Genomic DNA, 19,434 nt, shown 5'->3' on the forward strand with positions numbered 1-19,434 from the left:
AAGTAGTGTTGCCGGGAGCGCTTGACTCTTCTCTTTCAGGCTGGGAATTGGTCCAGTGGAATATCTTCACATGCGTAAACACCTAGAGTCAAGGGGGATAGTTCAACTAAAGTACACGTTTCAAGGCTATTTTCATAAAACGGCCTTAAAACGTGCTATTTTTCTTCAGAAGGATTTCAAAGGAGGATTCTGTTTTTGGCCTGTTTTCAGGAAAGTGCCTCCGGAGCGGGGCTGCCGGCGGGTTTGGATTTGTCCTCGGGTAGCGGGATGAACTCGGCGTTATCGGTGGGCGGGAGCAGAATGCGACCTTCTTTCCAATCTGCTTTGGCCTGCTCAATGCGGTCTTTCCGGCTAGACACGAAATTCCACCAGATAAACCTTTCGCCCAGGGGCTCGCCGCCCAGCAGCATGAGCGTGGTGGGTTCTTTGGCCAGCATAATAGGATCTACACCCTTGGTGAAGACCAGCATCTGACCCACGGTGTAGGTGCGGCCGGAGACCTCCAGACTGCCTTTGGCGATGTAGATACCCCGCTCTGCATGTTCTTTCGGCAACCCGAAACGCGCGCCTTGGTCCAGGACCACGTGCAGGTAAAAGAGCGGAGAGTGCGTCTTAACCCCATTCCGCAGCCCGAAAGCATCACCGGCGATTAAGCGCATCCATACGCCGGTATCGGTGAAGATAGGCAGTTGCTCTGGTTTGTAGTTGTCAAAGGCGGGCGCGGCTTCTTCGTCTTTCTCGGGCAGGGCCACCCAGGTCTGGATCATTTCCAGTTGACCGCCGGCCAGAGTAGCGGGGTCCTCAAAGCGCTCAGAATGCGCGATGCCGCTGCCGGCCGTCATCCAGTTTACCTCGCCGGGCCTGATGATCTGCTCCACGCCCAGGCTGTCGCGGTGGGTAACCTGGCCGCCAAACAGGTAGCTCACGGTAGACAGGCCAATATGCGGGTGCGGCAAGACGTCAAGGTTCTGCACCAGCGGGGGCTGCAAATCCACGGGGCCGGCATGGTCCATGAAGATGAAGGGTCCCACCATCCGGCGGAGCCGAAAGGGAAGGATGCGGCGTACGTCCATGCCCGGCGCCAGGGAGGCTTTGCGGGCTTCAATTACAATGTCCAGCATAATCTATGGTATGGGTTCACTTCTGGCTTTTCCTGTTCATCATCCAGACAATGGCTTTGCGCAAAAACAAGGGCGGGTACTTGTAGCCTTTCTTCGCCAGGCGGATGCCCATTTCAGGGTAAGCTTCTTTTGCGGCCACGTTCGTGCCCAAGCCGTCTACGTAGCGGTTGTACATGCAGAAAGCGGCGGCAATGAGTACGGTGTCGTGGATTTCCTCGTCTGAGGCACCCCTGGCTTTGGCCTGCTCTATGTCTTCGGGCCGGACCGCTTTCCCGCTCTGCTGTACCTTTCCGGCAATGACCAGCAGCGCCTTCATCTTCTCCGAGATAGGGGCGGTGTCTTTGTTCTCAACCGCGCAGCGCACGGTCTCGCCGGTGTCTCTGAAATGCACGTTGGCCGCCGCCGCATGCGATTGGTGGCAGTACTCGCAGTTGTTCAGCTTAGAAACGTAGGCCGCAATGAGCTCCCGCTCCGCCGAGGTGAGGGTAGACGGACCGTGCAGGAGCGTGTGCGCCAGGTTAGACAAAGCCTTGCCCGTAGGGCCTTTGTAAAAGAGCAGTTCCACAATGCCGGGTTGGTTTACGCCCGTTTTAATGTAGGTCATAGGTTTTATGTTTTTGGTTCAGTCTGTTCTTAAAGGGCTGAAGAATTTCCTACGGGGCTGTATTTGTATTCTGCGTGCTTTCTGTTTTGGGGGCGGTTTCATGAATATAGCCTTAAATCAGCATCTTACCAACAGGTACTTACCCCAAGGATAGCGGGTGCAGCGCTGTTCCCGGTGCTTTTTTCTTTCCCTTATTCCAAAGACATCGTAACATTGGCTATGGAAATAGGCATCACCACCTTCGTAGAGAATACCCCAGACCCCGCTACCGGCAAATTGCTGGCGCCGCACGAGCGCATGCGTAACCTCATGGAAGAGATTGAACTCGCCGATCAGGTGGGGTTGGATGTCTTCTCCATCGGTGAACACCATCGCCCCGATTTTATAGTCTCCTCGCCCGCCGTGGTGTTGGCTGCGGCCGCGGTGAAGACCAAGAGCATCAAGCTGTCCAGCGCCGTCACGGTGCTCAGCTCTGATGACCCGGTGCGGGTCTTCCAGGATTTCGCGCACGTGGACCTGCTCTCAGAGGGTCGCGCGGAGATAATTGCCGGCCGGGGTTCGTTTATTGAGTCTTTTCCGCTTTTTGGGTATGATCTGCAGGATTACAACACGCTGTTCTCTGAGAAACTGGACCTGCTCATCAAGCTGAACAAAAGCGAAAAGGTCACCTGGTCTGGCAAGCACCGGGCGGCTATAGATGATCTGGGCGTATACCCCAGGCCTTACCAGCAGGAATTGCCCATTTGGGTGGCGGTGGGCGGTACCCCAGAATCGGTGATACGGGCGGCCAGCCACGGTTTGCCCATGGCGCTGGCCATCATTGGTGGCATGCCAGAGCGCTTTGTGCCGTTCACTGATCTGTATAAGAAAGCCTACCTGCAGTCTGGTTACAACGTGGACAAATTACAGCTTGCCATTAACTCCCACGGCTACCTCGCGGATGATTCCCAGAAAGCCGCCGATGAGTTCTACGGTCCCTACGCCTACGTCATGGGCAAGATTGGCCGGGAGCGCGGCTGGTCTGGCATGACCCGCGAGCAATACGACCTCATGCGCGGCCCTGGCGGTTCTTTGCTGGTGGGCAGCCCGCAACAAGTCATAGACAAGATTCTCTGGGAGCACGAACTGTTTGGCAACACCCGTTTCCTGCTGCACATCAGCGTGGGTACCCTGCCGCATGCACAGGTAATGCACGCCATTGAATTATTGGGGACAGTGGTGGCGCCGGCGGTGAAGAAGGCGATTAAGGATGTGTAGAGACCAGGCACCGCCTTGTCTCTCACGTATTGCTGATCTCTCGGTATCTGATTCTTTGACGAGTTACTGATCGCACGCGTTTTCAATCCAGAATCCTAGCCCTTACCTTCTCCGGCCGCGAACCGCCAGTTTCTGCTCTTTATGCGCGATACTGTCCGGGTGGGCGGGGTACAGGAATTTGCGGAGGTCCTGCAGGTAGCTGAAACTGCCGTTGGGCAGGTTGCTGAGCACAATAAGGGCACTGTGCTCTTTGGGGTTGCGCAGGAAGTAGGTAGAGAAGCCGTGCCACAGACCGCCGTGGTAGACGGCGGTGTCCCCATTATCTAGCGGACGGATGCGCCAGCCGAAGCCGTAGTCCTCGGTTTGATTTTTCTTTTTGTGCAGAATGCCACCGGTAAACGCTTCTGCCAGGGTCTCGTGCTTCACCAGTTTCTGGGTGTACAGCGCCTGGTCCCATTTGTAGAGGTCTTCTACGGTGGAATACACGCCTTTGTCGCCCAGCACGGTGTCCAGGTAATCGGTGGTGCGTTTCTGCCGGAAACGGGTGTGGCCGGTGGCAATTTTGCCGGTGAGGGTGAGCAGATCCGGGCTGTAGGTGAAGGTGTGCTTCATTTCCAGCGGGTCAAAGATGCGCTCGCGCAGGAACTCAGCGAAGGGCTTCTCAGATACTTTCTCTACAATGGAGGCCAACAGGCTGTAGCCGGTATTACTGTAATCAAAATGGGTGTTGGGCGGATAGTACGGCTGAGGGCGGTGCGTCACCATCAGTTGAATCACATCCTCATTGGTGAGGTTCTTGTTGCGGTTAGGCCACAGTTTATCGCTGAAATAGGTGTAGTTAGACAAACCGCTCTGGTGCGTGAGCAACTGCCGGATGGTGATGCCGTGGTAGGGAAAATCGGGGAGGTACTGCTGTACGCTGTCTTCGTAGTTGAGCTCGCCCTCTTCTTTGAGCATCATGATGGCCATGGCCGTGAACTGCTTGGACACCGAGGCTAGCTGAAAAGCGGTCTCCACGGTAAGCGAGTCTTTCTTGAAAAAATCGGCGAGGCCGAAGGCGTTTTTGTAGATGACCTTGTCATACTTGGTCACCAGCACCGTACCGTTAAAGCCCCGTTTTTTGTGAAAGTGCCTGAAAACGGAATCCAGTTTCACGGTCAGTTTCTGGATGCTATCGGCCGTAAACGAGGCCGGGACGGCCACCTGCAGCTTTTCTTCCTCATCGCCACCCCACAGTTTTTGCTTCTTCCCCGATTTCTGACAACCAAGGAGGGTTAAGCAGCAGACAAAGGCTGTAAGACAGCCCAAAAACAGCGATTTTGCTCTGAGAAAGGTCATACCAGAAACTACCAACACAAATACCAGCTTTAAAGATAAGACAACTTAAGAAAATTTTCCCCAAAAAGCGCCAGCCTAGGCCGCAGAAATCTGGTTAACGGCTTGCGCCCACGGCGGCCTTTTGTTTCAGCATCTTATCGGCCCAGGGAATAAAGTACTTGATGTTGGGGGCATCGGTGTGGCCGCCGTCATGCTGGCGCCAGGCCAGTTCACCGTCCAGCAGGCTCACGTTCACGGCCGGCATTCTGGCCATTTTATAGTCATAGCCTACGCCCAGGTCTCGGGCGCCTAATAATTTATAGACCGGTCCGGCGGCCACGGTGGCCATGTAACTGCCCTGCTGGTCCAGCCATTTGGCATCGCCTTGCTCCGGAATACCGTAGCTGATGAAAGTAGGCCTTGGGGCGCAGAGCGCGATGAGCTGGTGCGCATCTACCGGCAGGTCATTGGCGGTCTTGCTCCCGAAGGCAGCCTCTGAGGCGCCGTATTTGAGAAAGTTGCCGGCCATCCAGTGGTACTCGCCGCTACTGGTGAGGCTTTCCACGGCCTCGCCGAAGTTGCGGCGGTGCAGCTTGGCCCCACCCTCGCCGGAAGAGCCTATGAGGCCCACAGCAAAGCGCTGGTCAAAGGCCTGCGCCACCAAAGCCGCCTTCCCGAAGCGTGACACACCTTCTATGCCCACCCGTTTGGCATCTACCGCCGGGTCAGTCTCCAGGTAATCCAGCCCTCGAGAGGCACCCCAGGCCCAGGCCCGCAGGGCGCCCCAGTCATCCGGTTTGCGTGGCTGGCCTTTGTTCACCAACCCAATGATGCCCTTGGTGAGGCCCGCCCCATTATCGGCCTGGATGCTGCCGGGTTCAATCAGCACGTAACCCCAACCGGCTGCCAGCAACTGTTGCGCGGTAGGCGGATCACCAGCGGGCGGCGGACCAAATGTAGGCGTCTGGGAGGCGATGGGGTTATAGGCAGGATATTGCTCAAATACCGTCTTCAGCGATGGGTCCTGTTTTATCAGCAGTTCCTTCATGGCGGCATTGATCTTCTCCAGGCTTTCTTTGGGCGGTTGCGTCGGGGCCGGCAGAGCGCTACGGCTGAACATCATCAAAACCGGCACGGGCCCTTTGGCGTTGGCGGGCGTGACCACGGTCATGGCAATGTTCACCTCCAGCGCCGGATACTGGGAATTGTCTACTTGGCCCACCAGTTGCTTTGCGTGCACCGGAATCCAGCCCACCATCTCCCGCTCCGAGATCAGGGTCTTCCAGGTTACTTTGGGCACGTTTTTAGGAATTCGACCAAAAATCTCCCGCTCAAAATCCTCCACAATCTCGGGCCGACGCTGGTTCCACCACATGGCTGGCGTAGTCACCTTTTTGCCGTTCTTGAGGGTGAGCAGCTCGGGCAAGTTAGGGTAGGGATTGGCCTTGGCTTCATCGTAGTTGGCCGCATTAGGTGCCTTCTCATCTCCGCTGGGGCCCGGCCGAAGTACCTTGATGCCCAGCTGCTTCATCATGTGCTGGTGGTCCTGCTCGGCAGTGAAGTTTACCGGGGCAGGATAGTTAGCGGCTGTTCCGGTGGACACCTGTTGCGCCGAGGCAGAGGAAACAGTGAAGGCAAGCAGGAGATAGAATAGCTTTTTCATAAGGACCTATTGGTGCCTTAAGATAATTATTAAAATAACCCGGATGGTAGAAGAAGTTGTCTACCATTCGGGTTATTTTTATCTCAAAGGTTTGAACATCCTTTAGGCTAATCAGGAAAGATTTATAAGGTTTCCTTTTCGCCTCGGGGTTGGTGGAAGGGTATACTTCACCCAAATCTTCAAACTACGTCTTTATGCGCAATGACTCACAAACAAGGGTATCGGTTCTCTGCCTGTTGAAACTCTTTACGCTTGGTTGATCAAGGGGATGTATCTTTTCCTGTTCTCAAAAATGATCCAGAGCAGAATCAACCAGATCACGATGGCGATGGGCAGGCCGCTGGTGTCCACGAAAAGGTGGGTGAGCAGAATGCCTACCATCACGGGGAAAACCACCAAGGCGCCCAAAGCCCTTGTTCTGGGGAACATGATAAGTATTCCACCTAAGACTTCGGCGAAGCCCACTAAAGGAATAAGCCAGGAAATTTCTGCCAAGGCTGCCGTATCTTTTACAAGTGGTTCTGGCAGACCTTCGGGAACGGGCATGTAATTGAAGAATTTGTTTAAGCCCCCGTTGATGAGTAATAACCCGAGTAGGATGCAGAGCCCGGTTAAGATCTTTTGCTTCATAGTTGTTAAGTTTTATTTGTTTGGCTAATTGGTCTGTTGGTTATTTCTATTTTGATGAGTGAAGTTTCTGTAGAAAGCACCCAAGGCATATCCTGGGGAGAGGTTGCTATTGTACCTCCGGCAGAAGTAGAGGCTCTTGTTTTGTAGTTGGTTTCCTATCCTCTTTTGGGCAGAACTGAGCGGAAGTATTGGTCCAGGTTTTCTAAACCGGCGGCAAATCCTTCTTTGAAGCCCATTTGAACAATGGTTTCCAGATCTTCCAATGTTTTAAAGGTTAAAAGGATATTGACCAGGGTGTCTTCGCCATCTGCTTTAAAGGCATTCTCCCATCTTACTTGCGGCATGGAACTGTCTCTCACGACATGTTCATCACAGAAGGCATCTGAGCCGGAGAAAGAGATTTGGGGCTTTATTACGTCAAAGTCAAACAGGCACCAGTGTTTTTCTCCTTCGGGGCTCAGCATATAGTAGTGCCAGCGGCCCCCTTCGGTAAAGTCCATGGATTTAGTAACAGCTTTGTAAGGTTTGGGTGCCCACCATTGGTCCAGGATGGCAGCTTCTGTCCAGGCGGCCCACACCAAATCAAGAGGCGCCTCAAATGATCTTTCTACCTTGATCTGGTTGTTTTCCTTGTCTACCAGAAAGTTGAATAAAATAGCCTTGTTCATTTCTTATCTGATTTAAGTTGCTTTAATACATCATCAAGTTGATCAAACCGCTTGGCCAGTAGCTGCTTGAACTGCTCCAGCCATTTCTCAATTTCGTTCATTTTGCTGGCGTTCAGGTGATAGTGAATTTCCCTGCCTTTCTGCTCCTGTTTCAAGATCTCACACTCCGTCAAAACCTGGATGTGCTTAGAGATGGCTTGTCTGCTACTGTTGAAGTGCTCGGCAATGGCGTTAGGGGTCATGGCGCTAACGGCCAGCAGCAGAATAATGGCCCTCCGGGTGGGGTCGGCTATGGCTTGAAATACATCTCTTCTCGTCTCCATCTATTTTTTATTTGCTACCATATGGTTGCGAATATACATGCAATTATTTGGTTGCGCAAGTTTTTTCTTTATTTTTTTAAGGCTTAGAGGTTGAGGTGCTTACTGCGTTTAGATTTTACAGTGGCGTTGAAGTTGGGTATATGGCTTATGACGTATTTCCTTGTGCGCCAAGAAACCTTGCTTAAGGGCCGAAAGCCTTTGTTCCTAGGGTATCCATCCCAAACTCCGGGGCATTGTTGTGGCGGGGCTCTTCTGATTAACCGAACTCTTTAGGGTATTCTACTATCCCGCTAATCCCTTTGAGTGCGTTCTCAGTTAATTCTATAACCATACAATTTTCCCTGGGCGCCTCAAACGGGAGCTCAATCCCGAAGGTGTCTGTTGGTTTGTATCCGAATCTGGGGTAGTAGGTTGCGTGTCCGATAAGAATTACTGACTTGTATCCCAGTTCTTTTGCTTTCTGGTGAGCATGTTCAATCAGCATTCCCCCAATTCCTTCCCTTTGGAACTCAGGAAGGACGGAGACAGGGGCGAGGGCTAACGACTCAAATTCGTTCAGGCCGTTTTTTATCTTCAGTTTTGTCAGTAAAATATGCCCGACTATTCTGTTTCCGATCTGCGCCACCAAGGACAACTCGGGAATGAAGGCGCTTGACTTTCTTAGACGTTCCACCAGGAACTGCTCTGTATGGTCACTCAATGGCTCAGCCTCAAAGGCTTTTCCTACTAAGTCAAACACCGTTTTAAAATCATCTGGCTTCTCCTGGCGTATCGTTATTTCCATCAGATTCAGATCATTTTGTTTTCTATGCAGCGCAACTTGTTTGGACATGCTTTTTACACATGGCTAGCTAAAGGTCTATGATAGAAAAATTCATGGATAGAAAGGCTGGATTACAAGATTAGTGCAGATCAGGTCTTCCCGGGTTGCTTTGAACACGTTTTTAGGAAATCGGCCAAAAAGCTACCGGTTCTATTAGTCTTTTATCTTTATCCCTTTGCGTCCGTCTACCAGCATGGTGTCAATTTCACCGGCGCTGTTTCTGGTAAACTCAACGTCTGACCAATAGGTGCGCTGAATGAACCTGGTGCCGGGTTTTGTGGCATCGGCCACCGGAATCAAAGCACCCCAGGAGCAGGACAGGTTGCCATTCTGATAGCTAACTTCCATGGTGAAATCTTTGAGATAAAAATCAGGGCCGAATTGGTATTTGCCCACCAATTGTGATGCTTGCTCAGGGGCTATGGCTTTTTTGGTGAGGATTGTTTGAGTGACAGGCTTTTTCAATGCCAACGCCGCCAATTGCAGACCCAGGGTAGCCGGTAGAGAAATGTAGTTGTTTGAAAGGACAATAACCGTCAACTGGTCATCGGGGTAAATGGCAAAGTAAGAAGAGAAACCCGGAGACCGGCCATTCATCTGGACTCTTTTCCTGTCTAAATGATCCCTGATAAACCAGCCGTATCCTACATTGTCGCCATAATCAATGAAAATCTTCTGCCATGATTCTTTTGATAAAAACTGATTCTCAGAGATGGCAGTAGCGAATTTGTATAGGTCTTCTGTGTTAGAGTAAATGGAGCCATGTCCAGTTTTGGAGGTCCAGTTGATCTGGTAGGCATTCTCTACCTCGTAATGGCCCACCGCGGAATACCCATTGGCCAGGTTAGAAACAATCTCCTTTTCACCGGTAGAATGACCCGTATTGGTCATTTTCAGAGGATTGAAGATGCTTTCCTTTAAATAGGTGCCAAAGAGTTTTCCGGTGATTTTTTCAATAATGGCGGCTAAAACAATGTAGTCAGTGCGCCCGTGGTTGTACTTGCTGCCGGGTGCAAACAGGAGTGAATCTTCTTCTACGTAATGAATCAGTTGTTCTGGGGAATGCTGGAATTTGGTAATACTGTCATAATCCACTTTTTGGTTCTCGCCAATAGCCGGAATACCAGATCTCTGGCTTAACAGATGGTGTAAGGTGAGGCGCTTTCCCTGCTTGTAATTGGGAAAGTACTTGGCCACAGGATCATCTAAGGACAGCTTTTTCTCCTCGGCTAATTTCATGATAGCCGCCGATGTAAAAATCATGGAAGCAGATGCCAGGAAGAACTTTGTTTGCGAGGTATTGGGCAGGTTGTAAGACCTGTTCATCTGGCCATAGGCTTTGGAGAACAAGACCTTCCCTTTCTGGACGACCAATACACTGCCGCTATAATTATTGGTCTGCACATAAGGCATAATCAAAGCATCCATTTCTTTGCTTTGCGCCCTTGCTGAGAAAGTAAAAGCCAAAACCAAACCAAGTGAAAGAAGGATTCTTGCCATTGTGTAGTTCTGTGAAAAGGTTTTTTCAATGATGACGCTGCTTTTAACTTTAGGCGGGTTGCATGGAGCATAGCTTGTAATCGCATGGTTTATCGCTAACCTGATTACAAGAAGTGGGAAGAACAAATGGTAAGAGACAGCTTGATTAGATTAGCAAAACCTGTTTCTAGTTGCTACTTATTATTAAAGTCAGTACTAAAAGGGACTTAAACACATGTAATCAAAGTCATAATTGTCCTTTAAGTAAATTTTCCCAGGCTCCATATAGCTTAAGTTAAAGAAAGAAATTCTTTTTCCTTCTTTGTCATCCAGGAGTTTTATATCAGTCATGCTATAAAGGGGGATGCCACTCTTGGCCTCCTCAGAATCGAGTTTTATAGCCCAGACTACTTTCTGATTCTTATCCAGTTTTATAAGAATTGGAGGAGAAGTGTCTTTTACCTTGCTACTTGCATTCGTATTTGATATTGCCAATTGCCCATCAGGAATTTCTAAGTATGTGTTAATCTTTATAGTGCTTAGTTTGATTTTGACCTTTTGTCCCTGAATAAGTATTGCTGATATCCCACATCCGCCTTTACTTTTAACAGGAGTATTAAAAAGCTTGTAAAAAGGATATCCTATTAAAGCAATGATGATTGCTAGACCCAACAAGCCAACAATCATTGTTTTTCTTAGCATCTGCTGTTTTGCTTGTTATTAACAGTTCTGTTTTTATCTCTCTATAGAGATAGGCCAGGTTTTTCTATAACCAGTTACCCGAGGGATGAATGTGTAATTGCCAGGGTTCTTAAGCTTAAATCTCCAAGCAAACCTAATGTTTGCTGACTCCGTGGTGAATTCTGTTTGGGTTGGGTCACACCTTTCTCCAATGTTCATAAAGATGGTATCGGCATTTTGAGTTAGTACCCCATCAAGCGGGCAATAGACAGGATGTGACTTGATAAAGGATACTTCTGTTGAATCTGAATCTAATTGGGTAACCTGAAGTAAGTAAGCTTTTTCAGTGCTGTTAATTTGTACCCCATTTAATTCTTCTTTAGAAGCAGTAGAATAATGAAAAGTAGAAGATAACTTATTTTGAGAGCATCCTGAACATACGCCAAAAGAAAGTATACATAAAATGGTTCTGAAAAGGGTGTGGAGATTCAACATGTAAGAAGGTAATTTCATAGTATGCTCACATAGCCCCAGATTTACAATAGCCTAAGCTGTTGCCGTCTTCCTAGAAACGAGCTAAAAACGTATTTCTGAACTAAGACTGCACGAATCGTCTTTAATCTAATTCAGAGAAACAGCTTTTCTCCTGGCTTTGAGGATTTGATTTTGTTGATGATTTCCTCGCCATGTTCAATCGAACGGCAAGGAATGATTATTTTGTTTGGTGCATTCTTTATGTCATTGATGACAGCCAGATTGCCTGCCATCATCGTTTCAATTTTTAGTGCCCCAATAATTTTTGGCCTTATTAGTTGCATGAGGTTTAGTTTAAGAATTAGGCCTAACGGTTCAGCTAAAAATTATTCAGCTATTCTTATTAGCGGTAATGTTGGACTCTTGTAAAGCGCTATCACTTTATTCTACTGTCTAATAAATCGTATTTTCCATTGACGAAAGCATTTAAGATCTCAATAACATCTTCTTTTGTCTGACCAGTCACATCAGTAAAATATTCAGGGTTGTCAGTCTCAATTATTCCAAATAATCTCTTTACTCTCTTAGGTCTTTTGTAAGAAACGTAAAATTCTCTAAGACTTGAAGTTCCGACACCGCTAACGACTACCCCGTGCTTTGTAGTTTTATCTTCAAATTCTAATGAGGGAGAATAGTGTATATCTGATTTATTTGCTTTCCCCATTCTGTAAATAATTTCGTTCCAAGGAATTTGCTCAAATCTGCTGATTATATTCTTACTCTCAATATCGCCTAATTCTATAACATCAGGTTTAAAAGGGTCGCAGAAGCTGTGTCTAAGGATTTTCATTTCTATGACTTAACTGAGTGTAACGGACTTGTGTAAACGACGGCGAAGGCTGTCGGCCATTTCTAACGTTTACTCATTATTAGCTGTTGTTTTTTTATATTTTTTCAACCAGTTGCTTTGGTAATAATTTTTCTAATATGAATTTCTGTTTGCTCTCAATTACTAGAAACTTCCAGTCTGTTTCTCCCTCCTTAGAAATAGCGTAGGCCTGTTTTTGAGCATTTATTTCAAAAAAGCCAGTTTCTTCATTATACTTTACATTGTCAGAGCCGAATGTTTTTTCAAATGAAAGTTTGATCAGATTCATTCTCAACTTCCGCTCTGTTTCCGTTTCTTCCTTTTGGTCTTTACCCTTGAATTTCATATTTATTGGGCTAGAGTACTTGATCAGAGAATAATACTTGCCTTCGACCTGTTCCTTTTCTGAAATGTCAATAATCTGCGGCCCTTTTAATTTGAATTCAATTTCTGGATTATTGAAAGTCCTTTCCAGCAGCAAAACCATTTGTTCTTTAGGAACTATCTCATAGAATTCTTGTGGAACGAAGTCGGTTGATTTTTTGAACTCTTGGTTGACGATGTAGTTGTTGTATTCTAAGAATTTTGATTCTATGTCTTTTTTATAATTCTGACTGAAAGCAAGAGTAGAAATAGTTAACAGAATGATTGTAAAAAGTTTTGTTTTCATGTATACGATTTTGGTTTCAGATAACAGCTACTGCTGGATAAAGAGAATACCTGTGGTTATCATCCATTTATTTTGCTCAGAATATACCTTTCAATCCCAAAACTTAGCAATAACCAAATTGGACTGCCGAATATACTATATAGTCTTCTAGTATCATCACCCATTTCCTGCCTCCTTTTCCCAAAACAGCCCCAAAACCCACCCCTTTGTTTTCTCCCCCCAGATTGCAGAACTTTACCGCGTGAAACTTCTCCGCAAATTATTGGTCAAGGCGCTCGGGTTTGAGGGCTATCTCAGGCTGGTCAGCCGGATGTACATCATCATGGTGGGCTCGGGCCGGGGCCGTGAAAAGTACCCAGAGCTGTTCTTCCTGAAGAAAATCATCCGTCCGGGGTTTACGTGTGTAGACATCGGCGCGAATCTGGGCTATTATTCCACTTTCCTGTCAAGACTGGCGGGGCCTAAGGGCAAAGTGCTGGCCGTGGAGCCGGTGCCGCTGTTTGGCCTTATCTGGCGAGACAACGTGAAAGCCAGTGGCGTGGAGAACCTCACCTTGTTGCCCTATGCCTTGGGTGGCGAGAACACCACTATTGAGATGGGTACGCCCGTAAGAGACGGGCTGGTGCATCACGGTATGACCAAAATCGCGAGCTCGGCGCAGGAGCAGTACGCCCAGACCTATGAGGTGGAAATGCGCGTGCCAGATGAGCTGTTCGCCGACCTTGACCGGCTAGACTTTATCAAATGCGACGTAGAAGGGTATGAACACCAGGTATTTGCCCACCTGCAGGAAACTATAAAGAAGTTCAGGCCGTTGATTCAGACAGAGCTGAATGGCGCCCAGAACCGCCGGGCCGTGGTAGAGACTATGGCCGGTTTAGGTTACGGCGTGTACACGTTAACAGACAAACAGACGTTATCTCCGTGTAGCCCGCAAGAGATAGACCAATACCAGGGCGGCGACTTTTACTTTAAACCAAACCCATACGCCTAGTGAAATTCTTTTTGATCATGCTGGCGGTGATGTTTTTGATGCGGTACCTTATGCCGTACATCATCCGCTTTCTTCTTAAAACGTTTGTCCAGAAGCAGATGCGCAAGGCTCAGGAGTACGGGGCATTTCAGGGACAGCCCCATCAGCAACCACATTACCAGCAGGCGCAGGGCCAGACCAGAAGCCAATCAACGGGCGGCGGGGGCAAAGTGCGGGTAGAGTACGTGCCCGAAGACCGGCGACCGCGCAAAGACTTCCCCGGCGGCGAGTACGTAGATTATGAAGAAGTGAAATAAACTGAGTATCTTTCAAGCCCGATGCCCCGCATCGGGCTTTTTTATTGCAATTAAACCTCATGGCCACTTCTAAAATCGATTTCAACCGCCACGTGCTGCCGCACCTGCTGGTGCTTTTGTTTTTCCTGCTGCTGGTAGTAGCGTATTTCTCACCCATTTTCTTTGACGGCAAAAGCCTCATGCAGCACGATGTGGTGCAGTTTCAGGGCGGTGCCAAAGAGATAGCCGATTTCCGGGAGAAAACCGGAGAAGAAGCTCTCTGGACCAACTCCATGTTCAGCGGTATGCCGGCGTACCTCATCAGCGTGCAGTTCTCTGGAGACTTGTTCCAGTACGTGCACTCGCTTTTCACCGCCGGCTTGCCGCTGGTGGCCTCCAACATCTTCATCACGCTGGTGTGCGCCTACGTCATGTTCGTCATCTTTGGCCTGCGGCCGATGCTGGCGGCGGTAGGAGCCGTGGCTTACGCGTTCGTGTCTTACAACTTCGCCATTCTGGAGGCCGGGCACAACACCAAATCGCTGGCTATTGCCTATCTGCCGCTAGTACTGGGTGGGCTCTGGTACGCGTATCGTAAAAACCTATGGCTAGGGGCTGCGTTGTTTGCCTTCGGGTTGACCATGCACATCCGCACAAACCACTTGCAGATCACTTATTACCTGCTCTTCATCGTGCTTATTTTTGGTATTGTGGAGCTGGTGAGTTGGGCCAAGGAAGGCCGTATCGCTGATTTCTTCAAGCGTACCTTGATCCTGGCCATCGGGGCAGCCCTGGCCGCGGGCGTGAGTTTTGGGCGTATCTACACCACCGCCGAGTACGGTAAATACTCCATCCGGGGCGCTTCTGAACTGACCCAGGGTAAAGACGCTTCTGAAATGGGCTCGGGCCTGGACCGCGAGTATGCTTTCCAGTGGAGCTATGGCGTGGGCGAGACCATGACTTTATTAGTGCCTAACTTCTACGGCGGGGCCTCGCAAGGACCGTTGGAGAAAGACTCCGAGACCTACAAACAACTGGCCCAGGGCGGCGTGCCCGAGGCGCAATTGCAGAACGCCACCATGCCTTTCTACTGGGGAGATCAGTCGTTCGTGGGCGGTCCGGTGTACATGGGGGCCATTATCTGCTTCCTGTTTGTGCTGGGCTTGCTGGTGACGCCGCGTCGCCTCTGGATCTGGCTTTTGAGCGCCACCATTCTGTCCTTCGTGCTGAGCTGGGGTAAGAACTTTGAGGCCTTCAACTACTTCATGTTTGACTACTTTCCGGGCTACAACAAGTTTAGGGCGGTGAGCATGGCGCTGGTGATTGCCCAGGTAACCATGGTGCTGCTGGCCATTCTGGCTTTGTGCCGCGTGCTGCAGAACGAGCCCATTGAGAACCTCCAGAAGAAACTGATGATCGCGCTGGCCGCCACTGGTGGCGTGTGTTTACTCCTGGTGCTCCTGAGCGGAACCTTTGATTACGTAGGCGCCGTAGACGAGCAGCTGGCCCAGTACCAGTACCCGCTGGAGGCTATCCGGGCAGACCGGGCTTCCATGCTCCGCGGTGATGCCTTGCGCTCGCTTATATTCATTGTGCTGGCTGCCGGAACGCTCTACCTCTACACCAAACGCAAAGTGACCTCTTTCATGGCCACCGCCGTGATTGGTTTGCTCATTCTTGTAGACCTCTGGACCGTAGACAAGCGCTACCTCAACAACGACGATTTCCAGCAGGATTACAGCAAAACCTACTTCCAGCCAACCCCCGCCGATTTAGCCATCCTGCAGGATAAAGATCTGAGTTACCGCGTATTCAATGTGCCTAATGCCTTCGGCGATGCCCGTACCTCTTACTTCCATAAGTCTATTGGCGGTTACCACGGCGCGAAACTGCGCCGCTACCAGGATGTCATTGAACAGCACATCGCCCAAGGGAACGTGCAGGTCCTGAACATGCTGAACGCCAAATACGCTATCACCGGCCAGGAGCAACAGCCGGTACAGATCATTCCAGGTTACCTGGGCAACGCCTGGTACGTGGATGAGGTACGCGCCGTAAACTCCCCAGACGAGGAACTGGCGGCTCTCAAAGGCATTGACGCGAAGCACGAAGCCATTGTGGATATCTCCAAATTCCCGAACGTGAAGCCGCAGAACTATACCACTGCCGGTTCCATCATCAAACTGATTGAGTACCAGCCTAACTTCCTGAAGTACACGGCCGTGGTAGCGCAGCCTAGCGTGGTGGTCTTCTCTGAGATCTACTACAAAGACGGCTGGCAAGCGTACCTGGACGGTAAACCGGTAGACCATTTCCGGGCTAACTACATCCTGCGCGCCATGAACCTGCCGGCCGGTAAACACGTGGTGGAATTCAAGTTTGAGCCGAAGGAATACAGCCTGGGCAACACCGTGGCGCTCATTTCCTCGCTGCTGCTGTTCGCCGGCCTGATTGGGGCCGTGGTGTACGGTCTGCGTAGAAGACCTGCTACTCCAGTCACTGTTTAACTATTGACAGAGGCAGCGCCCGTTTCCGGTTTGTTTTCCCAAAAACAGGCCGGAAACGGGCGCTGCTGTATTTTACCGCTTTAAAGACTTGCCGCATGCCAGTTCTCCTGCAACCGCTCTCAGATCCGCTGCTCACCCATAAAGGAGTAGAACTGGCCGTGCTGCGCGAGGATCTGCTGCACCCCCGCATTCCCGGGAACAAGTGGCGTAAACTCAAATACAACCTTCAGGCGGCGCAGGAAGGAGGCTGCGAAACGCTGGTCACCTTCGGAGGGGCCTTCTCCAACCACATCGCTGCCGTTGCCGCCGCCGGAAAAGAGTTCGGGTTCTCCGCCATCGGCTACATTAGAGGCGAGGAGACCTTACCGCTCAACCCAACACTGGCATTTGCCACGGGCTGCGGCATGCAACTCCGGTATCTCAGCCGCTCAGATTATCGCCTCCGCCAAGACACCCGTTTCCAGGCCGAAATCCTGAAATCAGCCCCCAAACCCTATCTGCTCCCCGAGGGCGGCACGAACCTGCTGGCTGTGAAAGGCTGCACCGAGATTGTCACGGAACTTACCGCACCCTGGGATATGCTCTGCGTAGCGGCGGGCACCGGTGGCACCCTGGCCGGGATAGTAGCCGGCGCGGCGGGTAAAGGAAAGATCATCGGGTTCCCCGCCCTGAAAGGAGGGGAGTTCCTGCGGGATGAGGTAACGGAGCTGGTGCAGGCCTATACCGGACGGACGTACCATAATTGGGAACTGCAAACGGGCTATCATTTCGGCGGCTACGCCAAACACACCCCGGAACTGCTGGCTTTCATCCAAACCTTCCACCAGCGGCACGATATTCTGCTAGACCCGGTATACACGGGCAAAATGCTGTTCGGTGTATTTGACCTGATCAGACAAGATTACTTTCCAGGAGGCACTAGACTGATAGCGGTGCATACCGGCGGGCAGCAAGGCTGGGCCGGCTACGCACAACGATACGGGTTGGCGTGGCCCACAGCGGACATCATCAAATAATACCAACCTGTGCTTTCGCCGGCGCGAGCGTCCCGCTCGTGTCCGCACACATACCAGGGAGTAAAAGCCGCATACTCACTCTTTTGTCATCCTAAAAGGATCTTGGGGCAAACTGTAGTAGCGTTTACTACCCGGCCTTTCTAGTTCGCCCACAAGATCTTTCCAAGATGACAGGAAGGGGGGAAGGCTTTGGTAGGCTAAAGAGCTTGATCTCAGGAAAGCAAATAGGAACCTTCAGGTATGCGTGCGGACACGAGCGGGACACTCGCCCCAGCGATGGATTGCTAGAATAGAAACGCCTTAATAGAGTCTGCCAAATTGAGTCTTCATTTGGGGCCTAGTTTCTTGAAAACAGGCCAAAAACGAGCAGAGTAACTTTCGGTGCGGTTTTCGCATATAGACACATACACCTATTTTCATTCCATGCGACTCCTTTTTGTTCTTCGTAAGCTCATTCCCTGGCTCTTGCTCTTGATTGTGGCCGGTTTGGCTTGGCGATTCCTGCTGATGCCCGTGAAGAATTTTCTTAACCCCACCGATGAGCCTGCGGTGGAGGTGACACATAACACTGTCTTGACCAAGATTGAGGCGATGGGTAAACTGGAGTTGGTGCGCTACAACTTCAAAGACGTGGTGGAATACAAAAAGGAAGTGTCTCGGTTCTTGCCCGATTCCAAGGTGGCCCTCATTGTGGGCGGCGAGGCCGTTGGCTGTATTGACCTGCAGAAATTGCAGGAAAGTGACCTGCAGTTCATCGGGGATTCTGTCCTGCACGTGAGTTTGCCCGCGCCAGAGATCTGCTACTATCGCGTTGACCACACCCAGTCCAAGGTGTTTGGGAAGGAGAATACCTACTTCCAGGATGCTGACCTGGTAGACGAGGGTTACAAGTACGCCGAGGAAAACGTAAAACAGGCGGCTCTGAGCAGTGGCATCCTCCAACAGACTTCTGTCAACGCTGAGAAAATCCTGAAACCGATGCTGGAGAACATGACCGGCCGCCGTGTCTACCTCATGCCGCGGCAGATTATCACTCCTCCGGCTATGCCGAAGAAAAGGTGATTTTTAGGATTTGAAGATGTGGAAATGTAGAAATGTGCTAATGAGGAAATGTGCTGATGTGCTAATTTCTTTATGGGAGAATGTGGTTGTTTGTCTTTCTTTTGAAGGTCTGGCGTGACTAGTACTGGTAATGGCGTTTCAAAGATGTATGGGCAATCCCTTGTGGTTGCCCATATATGTTGTTGGTGATAACACCAACAACGGTATAACGGTATAGCTTTCATAGCTCGTTGTTAGCCTGTTAACACCCCGCCCTTAGGGCACCCCTCCTAAACTAGGAGGGGATTTAATGTGGGTTAACGGTATGGCGCTTGATCAAAAGACCTCGCAGCTTCCGGAGGTCCTGTGAGCGTCTGTGCCAGTAGCCGCTAAATCAAAACACATTAACACATCAGCACATTAAGAAATTAGCACATTATCACATCAGCACATTCTCAAATCTCCAAATCTACAAACCCAACTCCCGCCACGCATCCTGGATGAGGTCTAGCTCATAGCCTTTGCTTTGGAGGAAGTACTGGATTTTCTGTCGGCGGGCCATGGGGTTGCCTTCCCCTTCGGTTTTGTTCTTTTTCTCCAGTAGGTGCAACAGGTTTTCCCAGTAAACATCGGGGTCAATTTCCTGGAGGCCTTTGCGGATGCAGTATTCTGAGAGGCCTTTGGCTTTGAGGCCCAGCTGGATTTTGCGGCGGCCCCAGCGTTTGAGGCCGTACTTGCCGCGCACGAAGGCCTGGGCGTAGCGCTCCTCGTCCAGCAGTTTTTCCTGGGTCAGGAGGATGACAAGTTCATCGGCTTCGTCCAGGTCCAGGCCGTAGTCCAGCAGCTTGGCGCGTACCTCATTTTGGGTCCGTTCCTGGTAGGCACAGTAAGCCGCAATCTTGGGCAGGGCTTCTTTTTTAGTGTAGACTTTCTTCTTTTTGGGCTGGAACACAGGTCTGGTTTTTAGCTGAAACTACCGCTGCCGGTATATTCTATAAACCAAAAGTAGGCAAAAACAGTTTG

The 19,434-nt window shown here is 50.2% G+C and carries 21 protein-coding genes; 6 read left to right on the forward strand and 15 right to left on the reverse strand.

The genetic code is table 11. The annotated features are described in order from the left end of the window. Positions 1 to 206: 206 nt before the first annotated feature. Positions 207 to 1,121: a pirin family protein gene (locus tag J3P35_RS03220; protein ID WP_210462933.1), complete on the reverse strand. Its 915-nt coding sequence runs from the start codon at positions 1,119 to 1,121 to the stop codon at positions 207 to 209. Positions 1,122 to 1,137: 16 nt separating this feature from the next. Then, complete coding sequence (locus tag J3P35_RS03225) at positions 1,138 to 1,725, reverse strand: carboxymuconolactone decarboxylase family protein (protein ID WP_210462934.1); 588 nt, start codon at positions 1,723 to 1,725, stop codon at positions 1,138 to 1,140. Between the two features lie 219 nt (positions 1,726 to 1,944). On the opposite strand from J3P35_RS03225, the gene J3P35_RS03230 reads away from it, so the two are divergent. Next, on the forward strand, positions 1,945 to 2,982 hold the full coding sequence (locus J3P35_RS03230; RefSeq protein WP_210462935.1) for an LLM class flavin-dependent oxidoreductase: 1,038 nt from the start codon (positions 1,945 to 1,947) through the stop codon (positions 2,980 to 2,982). A gap of 102 nt (positions 2,983 to 3,084) precedes the next feature. Here J3P35_RS03230 and J3P35_RS03235 read toward each other — a convergent pair whose 3' ends face one another. The 12 genes from J3P35_RS03235 to J3P35_RS03290 all read right to left on the reverse strand — a co-directional run bounded on the left by J3P35_RS03235 (position 3,085) and on the right by J3P35_RS03290 (position 12,578). Beyond that, entirely contained in the window at positions 3,085 to 4,338 is a 1,254-nt protein-coding gene (locus tag J3P35_RS03235; protein ID WP_317195348.1) for a serine hydrolase domain-containing protein, read from the reverse strand. Positions 4,339 to 4,414: 76 nt separating this feature from the next. Beyond that, positions 4,415 to 5,962, reverse strand: coding sequence for a glucuronyl esterase domain-containing protein (locus J3P35_RS03240; protein WP_210462936.1), 1,548 nt, complete (start codon positions 5,960 to 5,962; stop codon positions 4,415 to 4,417). Positions 5,963 to 6,208: 246 nt separating this feature from the next. Next, the gene (locus J3P35_RS03245; protein WP_210462937.1) at positions 6,209 to 6,592 is read right to left on the reverse strand and encodes a DoxX family protein; all 384 of its coding nucleotides are present in this window, start codon (positions 6,590 to 6,592) and stop codon (positions 6,209 to 6,211) included. Between the two features lie 155 nt (positions 6,593 to 6,747). Then, positions 6,748 to 7,260 (reverse strand): SRPBCC family protein, encoded by a 513-nt coding sequence (locus J3P35_RS03250; protein WP_210462938.1) that lies wholly within the window; start codon positions 7,258 to 7,260, stop codon positions 6,748 to 6,750. Further along, the gene (locus J3P35_RS03255; RefSeq protein WP_210462939.1) at positions 7,257 to 7,583 is read right to left on the reverse strand and encodes an ArsR/SmtB family transcription factor; all 327 of its coding nucleotides are present in this window, start codon (positions 7,581 to 7,583) and stop codon (positions 7,257 to 7,259) included. The genes J3P35_RS03250 and J3P35_RS03255 overlap by 4 nt, the downstream gene beginning before the upstream one ends. Before the next feature lie 256 nt (positions 7,584 to 7,839). Continuing rightward, positions 7,840 to 8,415, reverse strand: a complete 576-nt coding sequence (locus J3P35_RS03260; RefSeq protein WP_246849928.1) for a GNAT family N-acetyltransferase — start codon at positions 8,413 to 8,415, stop codon at positions 7,840 to 7,842. 144 nt (positions 8,416 to 8,559) lie between these two features. Continuing rightward, complete coding sequence (locus tag J3P35_RS03265; RefSeq protein WP_210462940.1) at positions 8,560 to 9,834, reverse strand: serine hydrolase domain-containing protein; 1,275 nt, start codon at positions 9,832 to 9,834, stop codon at positions 8,560 to 8,562. 267 nt (positions 9,835 to 10,101) lie between these two features. Next, a complete protein-coding gene (locus J3P35_RS03270) occupies positions 10,102 to 10,587 on the reverse strand; it encodes a hypothetical protein (protein WP_210462941.1) in 486 nt (161 codons plus the stop codon). A gap of 33 nt (positions 10,588 to 10,620) precedes the next feature. Continuing rightward, complete coding sequence (locus J3P35_RS03275) at positions 10,621 to 11,079, reverse strand: hypothetical protein (RefSeq protein WP_210462942.1); 459 nt, start codon at positions 11,077 to 11,079, stop codon at positions 10,621 to 10,623. A 113-nt stretch (positions 11,080 to 11,192) separates the two neighbouring features. Then, a complete protein-coding gene (locus tag J3P35_RS03280; protein ID WP_210462943.1) occupies positions 11,193 to 11,384 on the reverse strand; it encodes a hypothetical protein in 192 nt (63 codons plus the stop codon). A gap of 92 nt (positions 11,385 to 11,476) precedes the next feature. Continuing rightward, positions 11,477 to 11,890, reverse strand: coding sequence for a hypothetical protein (locus tag J3P35_RS03285; protein ID WP_210462944.1), 414 nt, complete (start codon positions 11,888 to 11,890; stop codon positions 11,477 to 11,479). Between the two features lie 94 nt (positions 11,891 to 11,984). After that, entirely contained in the window at positions 11,985 to 12,578 is a 594-nt protein-coding gene (locus tag J3P35_RS03290; protein ID WP_210462945.1) for a hypothetical protein, read from the reverse strand. A 241-nt stretch (positions 12,579 to 12,819) separates the two neighbouring features. Between J3P35_RS03290 and J3P35_RS03295 the strand changes: the two genes are divergently transcribed. From J3P35_RS03295 to J3P35_RS03315, 5 genes are all read left to right on the forward strand, one after another. Further along, on the forward strand, positions 12,820 to 13,572 hold the full coding sequence (locus J3P35_RS03295; protein ID WP_210462946.1) for an FkbM family methyltransferase: 753 nt from the start codon (positions 12,820 to 12,822) through the stop codon (positions 13,570 to 13,572). After that, positions 13,572 to 13,868, forward strand: a complete 297-nt coding sequence (locus J3P35_RS03300) for a DUF4834 family protein (RefSeq protein ID WP_210462947.1) — start codon at positions 13,572 to 13,574, stop codon at positions 13,866 to 13,868. Before J3P35_RS03295 ends, J3P35_RS03300 begins: the two co-directional genes overlap by 1 nt. A 59-nt stretch (positions 13,869 to 13,927) precedes the next feature. Further along, positions 13,928 to 16,354: a YfhO family protein gene (locus tag J3P35_RS03305; RefSeq protein WP_210462948.1), complete on the forward strand. Its 2,427-nt coding sequence runs from the start codon at positions 13,928 to 13,930 to the stop codon at positions 16,352 to 16,354. Between the two features lie 95 nt (positions 16,355 to 16,449). Beyond that, a complete protein-coding gene (locus J3P35_RS03310) occupies positions 16,450 to 17,370 on the forward strand; it encodes a 1-aminocyclopropane-1-carboxylate deaminase/D-cysteine desulfhydrase (RefSeq protein WP_210462949.1) in 921 nt (306 codons plus the stop codon). Positions 17,371 to 17,793: 423 nt separating this feature from the next. Further along, entirely contained in the window at positions 17,794 to 18,432 is a 639-nt protein-coding gene (locus tag J3P35_RS03315; RefSeq protein WP_210462950.1) for a DUF4230 domain-containing protein, read from the forward strand. Between the two features lie 448 nt (positions 18,433 to 18,880). On the opposite strand, the gene J3P35_RS03320 is transcribed toward J3P35_RS03315, so the two are convergent. Then, a complete protein-coding gene (locus J3P35_RS03320; protein ID WP_210462951.1) occupies positions 18,881 to 19,363 on the reverse strand; it encodes a regulatory protein RecX in 483 nt (160 codons plus the stop codon). Positions 19,364 to 19,434 lie beyond the last annotated feature (71 nt).

Source organism: Rufibacter roseolus (assembly GCF_017916365.1).
Taxonomy (GTDB): domain Bacteria; phylum Bacteroidota; class Bacteroidia; order Cytophagales; family Hymenobacteraceae; genus Nibribacter; species Nibribacter roseolus.

What these genes read in the sequence shown, in the direction of transcription:
- J3P35_RS03275 (WP_210462942.1), bottom strand. Translation starts at nt 11,079, where the DNA reads ATGAAATTACCTTCTTACATGTTGAATCTCCACACCCTTTTCAGAACC.
- J3P35_RS03280 (WP_210462943.1), bottom strand. Translation starts at nt 11,384, where the DNA reads ATGCAACTAATAAGGCCAAAAATTATTGGGGCACTAAAAATTGAAACG.
- J3P35_RS03285 (WP_210462944.1), bottom strand. Translation starts at nt 11,890, where the DNA reads ATGAAAATCCTTAGACACAGCTTCTGCGACCCTTTTAAACCTGATGTT.
- J3P35_RS03265 (WP_210462940.1), bottom strand. Translation starts at nt 9,834, where the DNA reads ATGGATGCTTTGATTATGCCTTATGTGCAGACCAATAATTATAGCGGC.
- J3P35_RS03250 (WP_210462938.1), bottom strand. Translation starts at nt 7,260, where the DNA reads ATGAACAAGGCTATTTTATTCAACTTTCTGGTAGACAAGGAAAACAAC.
- J3P35_RS03255 (WP_210462939.1), bottom strand. Translation starts at nt 7,583, where the DNA reads ATGGAGACGAGAAGAGATGTATTTCAAGCCATAGCCGACCCCACCCGG.
- J3P35_RS03245 (WP_210462937.1), bottom strand. Translation starts at nt 6,592, where the DNA reads ATGAAGCAAAAGATCTTAACCGGGCTCTGCATCCTACTCGGGTTATTA.
- J3P35_RS03290 (WP_210462945.1), bottom strand. Translation starts at nt 12,578, where the DNA reads ATGAAAACAAAACTTTTTACAATCATTCTGTTAACTATTTCTACTCTT.
- J3P35_RS03230 (WP_210462935.1), top strand. Translation starts at nt 1,945, where the DNA reads ATGGAAATAGGCATCACCACCTTCGTAGAGAATACCCCAGACCCCGCT.
- J3P35_RS03315 (WP_210462950.1), top strand. Translation starts at nt 17,794, where the DNA reads ATGCGACTCCTTTTTGTTCTTCGTAAGCTCATTCCCTGGCTCTTGCTC.
- J3P35_RS03260 (WP_246849928.1), bottom strand. Translation starts at nt 8,415, where the DNA reads ATGTCCAAACAAGTTGCGCTGCATAGAAAACAAAATGATCTGAATCTG.
- J3P35_RS03305 (WP_210462948.1), top strand. Translation starts at nt 13,928, where the DNA reads ATGGCCACTTCTAAAATCGATTTCAACCGCCACGTGCTGCCGCACCTG.
- J3P35_RS03220 (WP_210462933.1), bottom strand. Translation starts at nt 1,121, where the DNA reads ATGCTGGACATTGTAATTGAAGCCCGCAAAGCCTCCCTGGCGCCGGGC.
- J3P35_RS03240 (WP_210462936.1), bottom strand. Translation starts at nt 5,962, where the DNA reads ATGAAAAAGCTATTCTATCTCCTGCTTGCCTTCACTGTTTCCTCTGCC.
- J3P35_RS03270 (WP_210462941.1), bottom strand. Translation starts at nt 10,587, where the DNA reads ATGCTAAGAAAAACAATGATTGTTGGCTTGTTGGGTCTAGCAATCATC.
- J3P35_RS03310 (WP_210462949.1), top strand. Translation starts at nt 16,450, where the DNA reads ATGCCAGTTCTCCTGCAACCGCTCTCAGATCCGCTGCTCACCCATAAA.
- J3P35_RS03225 (WP_210462934.1), bottom strand. Translation starts at nt 1,725, where the DNA reads ATGACCTACATTAAAACGGGCGTAAACCAACCCGGCATTGTGGAACTG.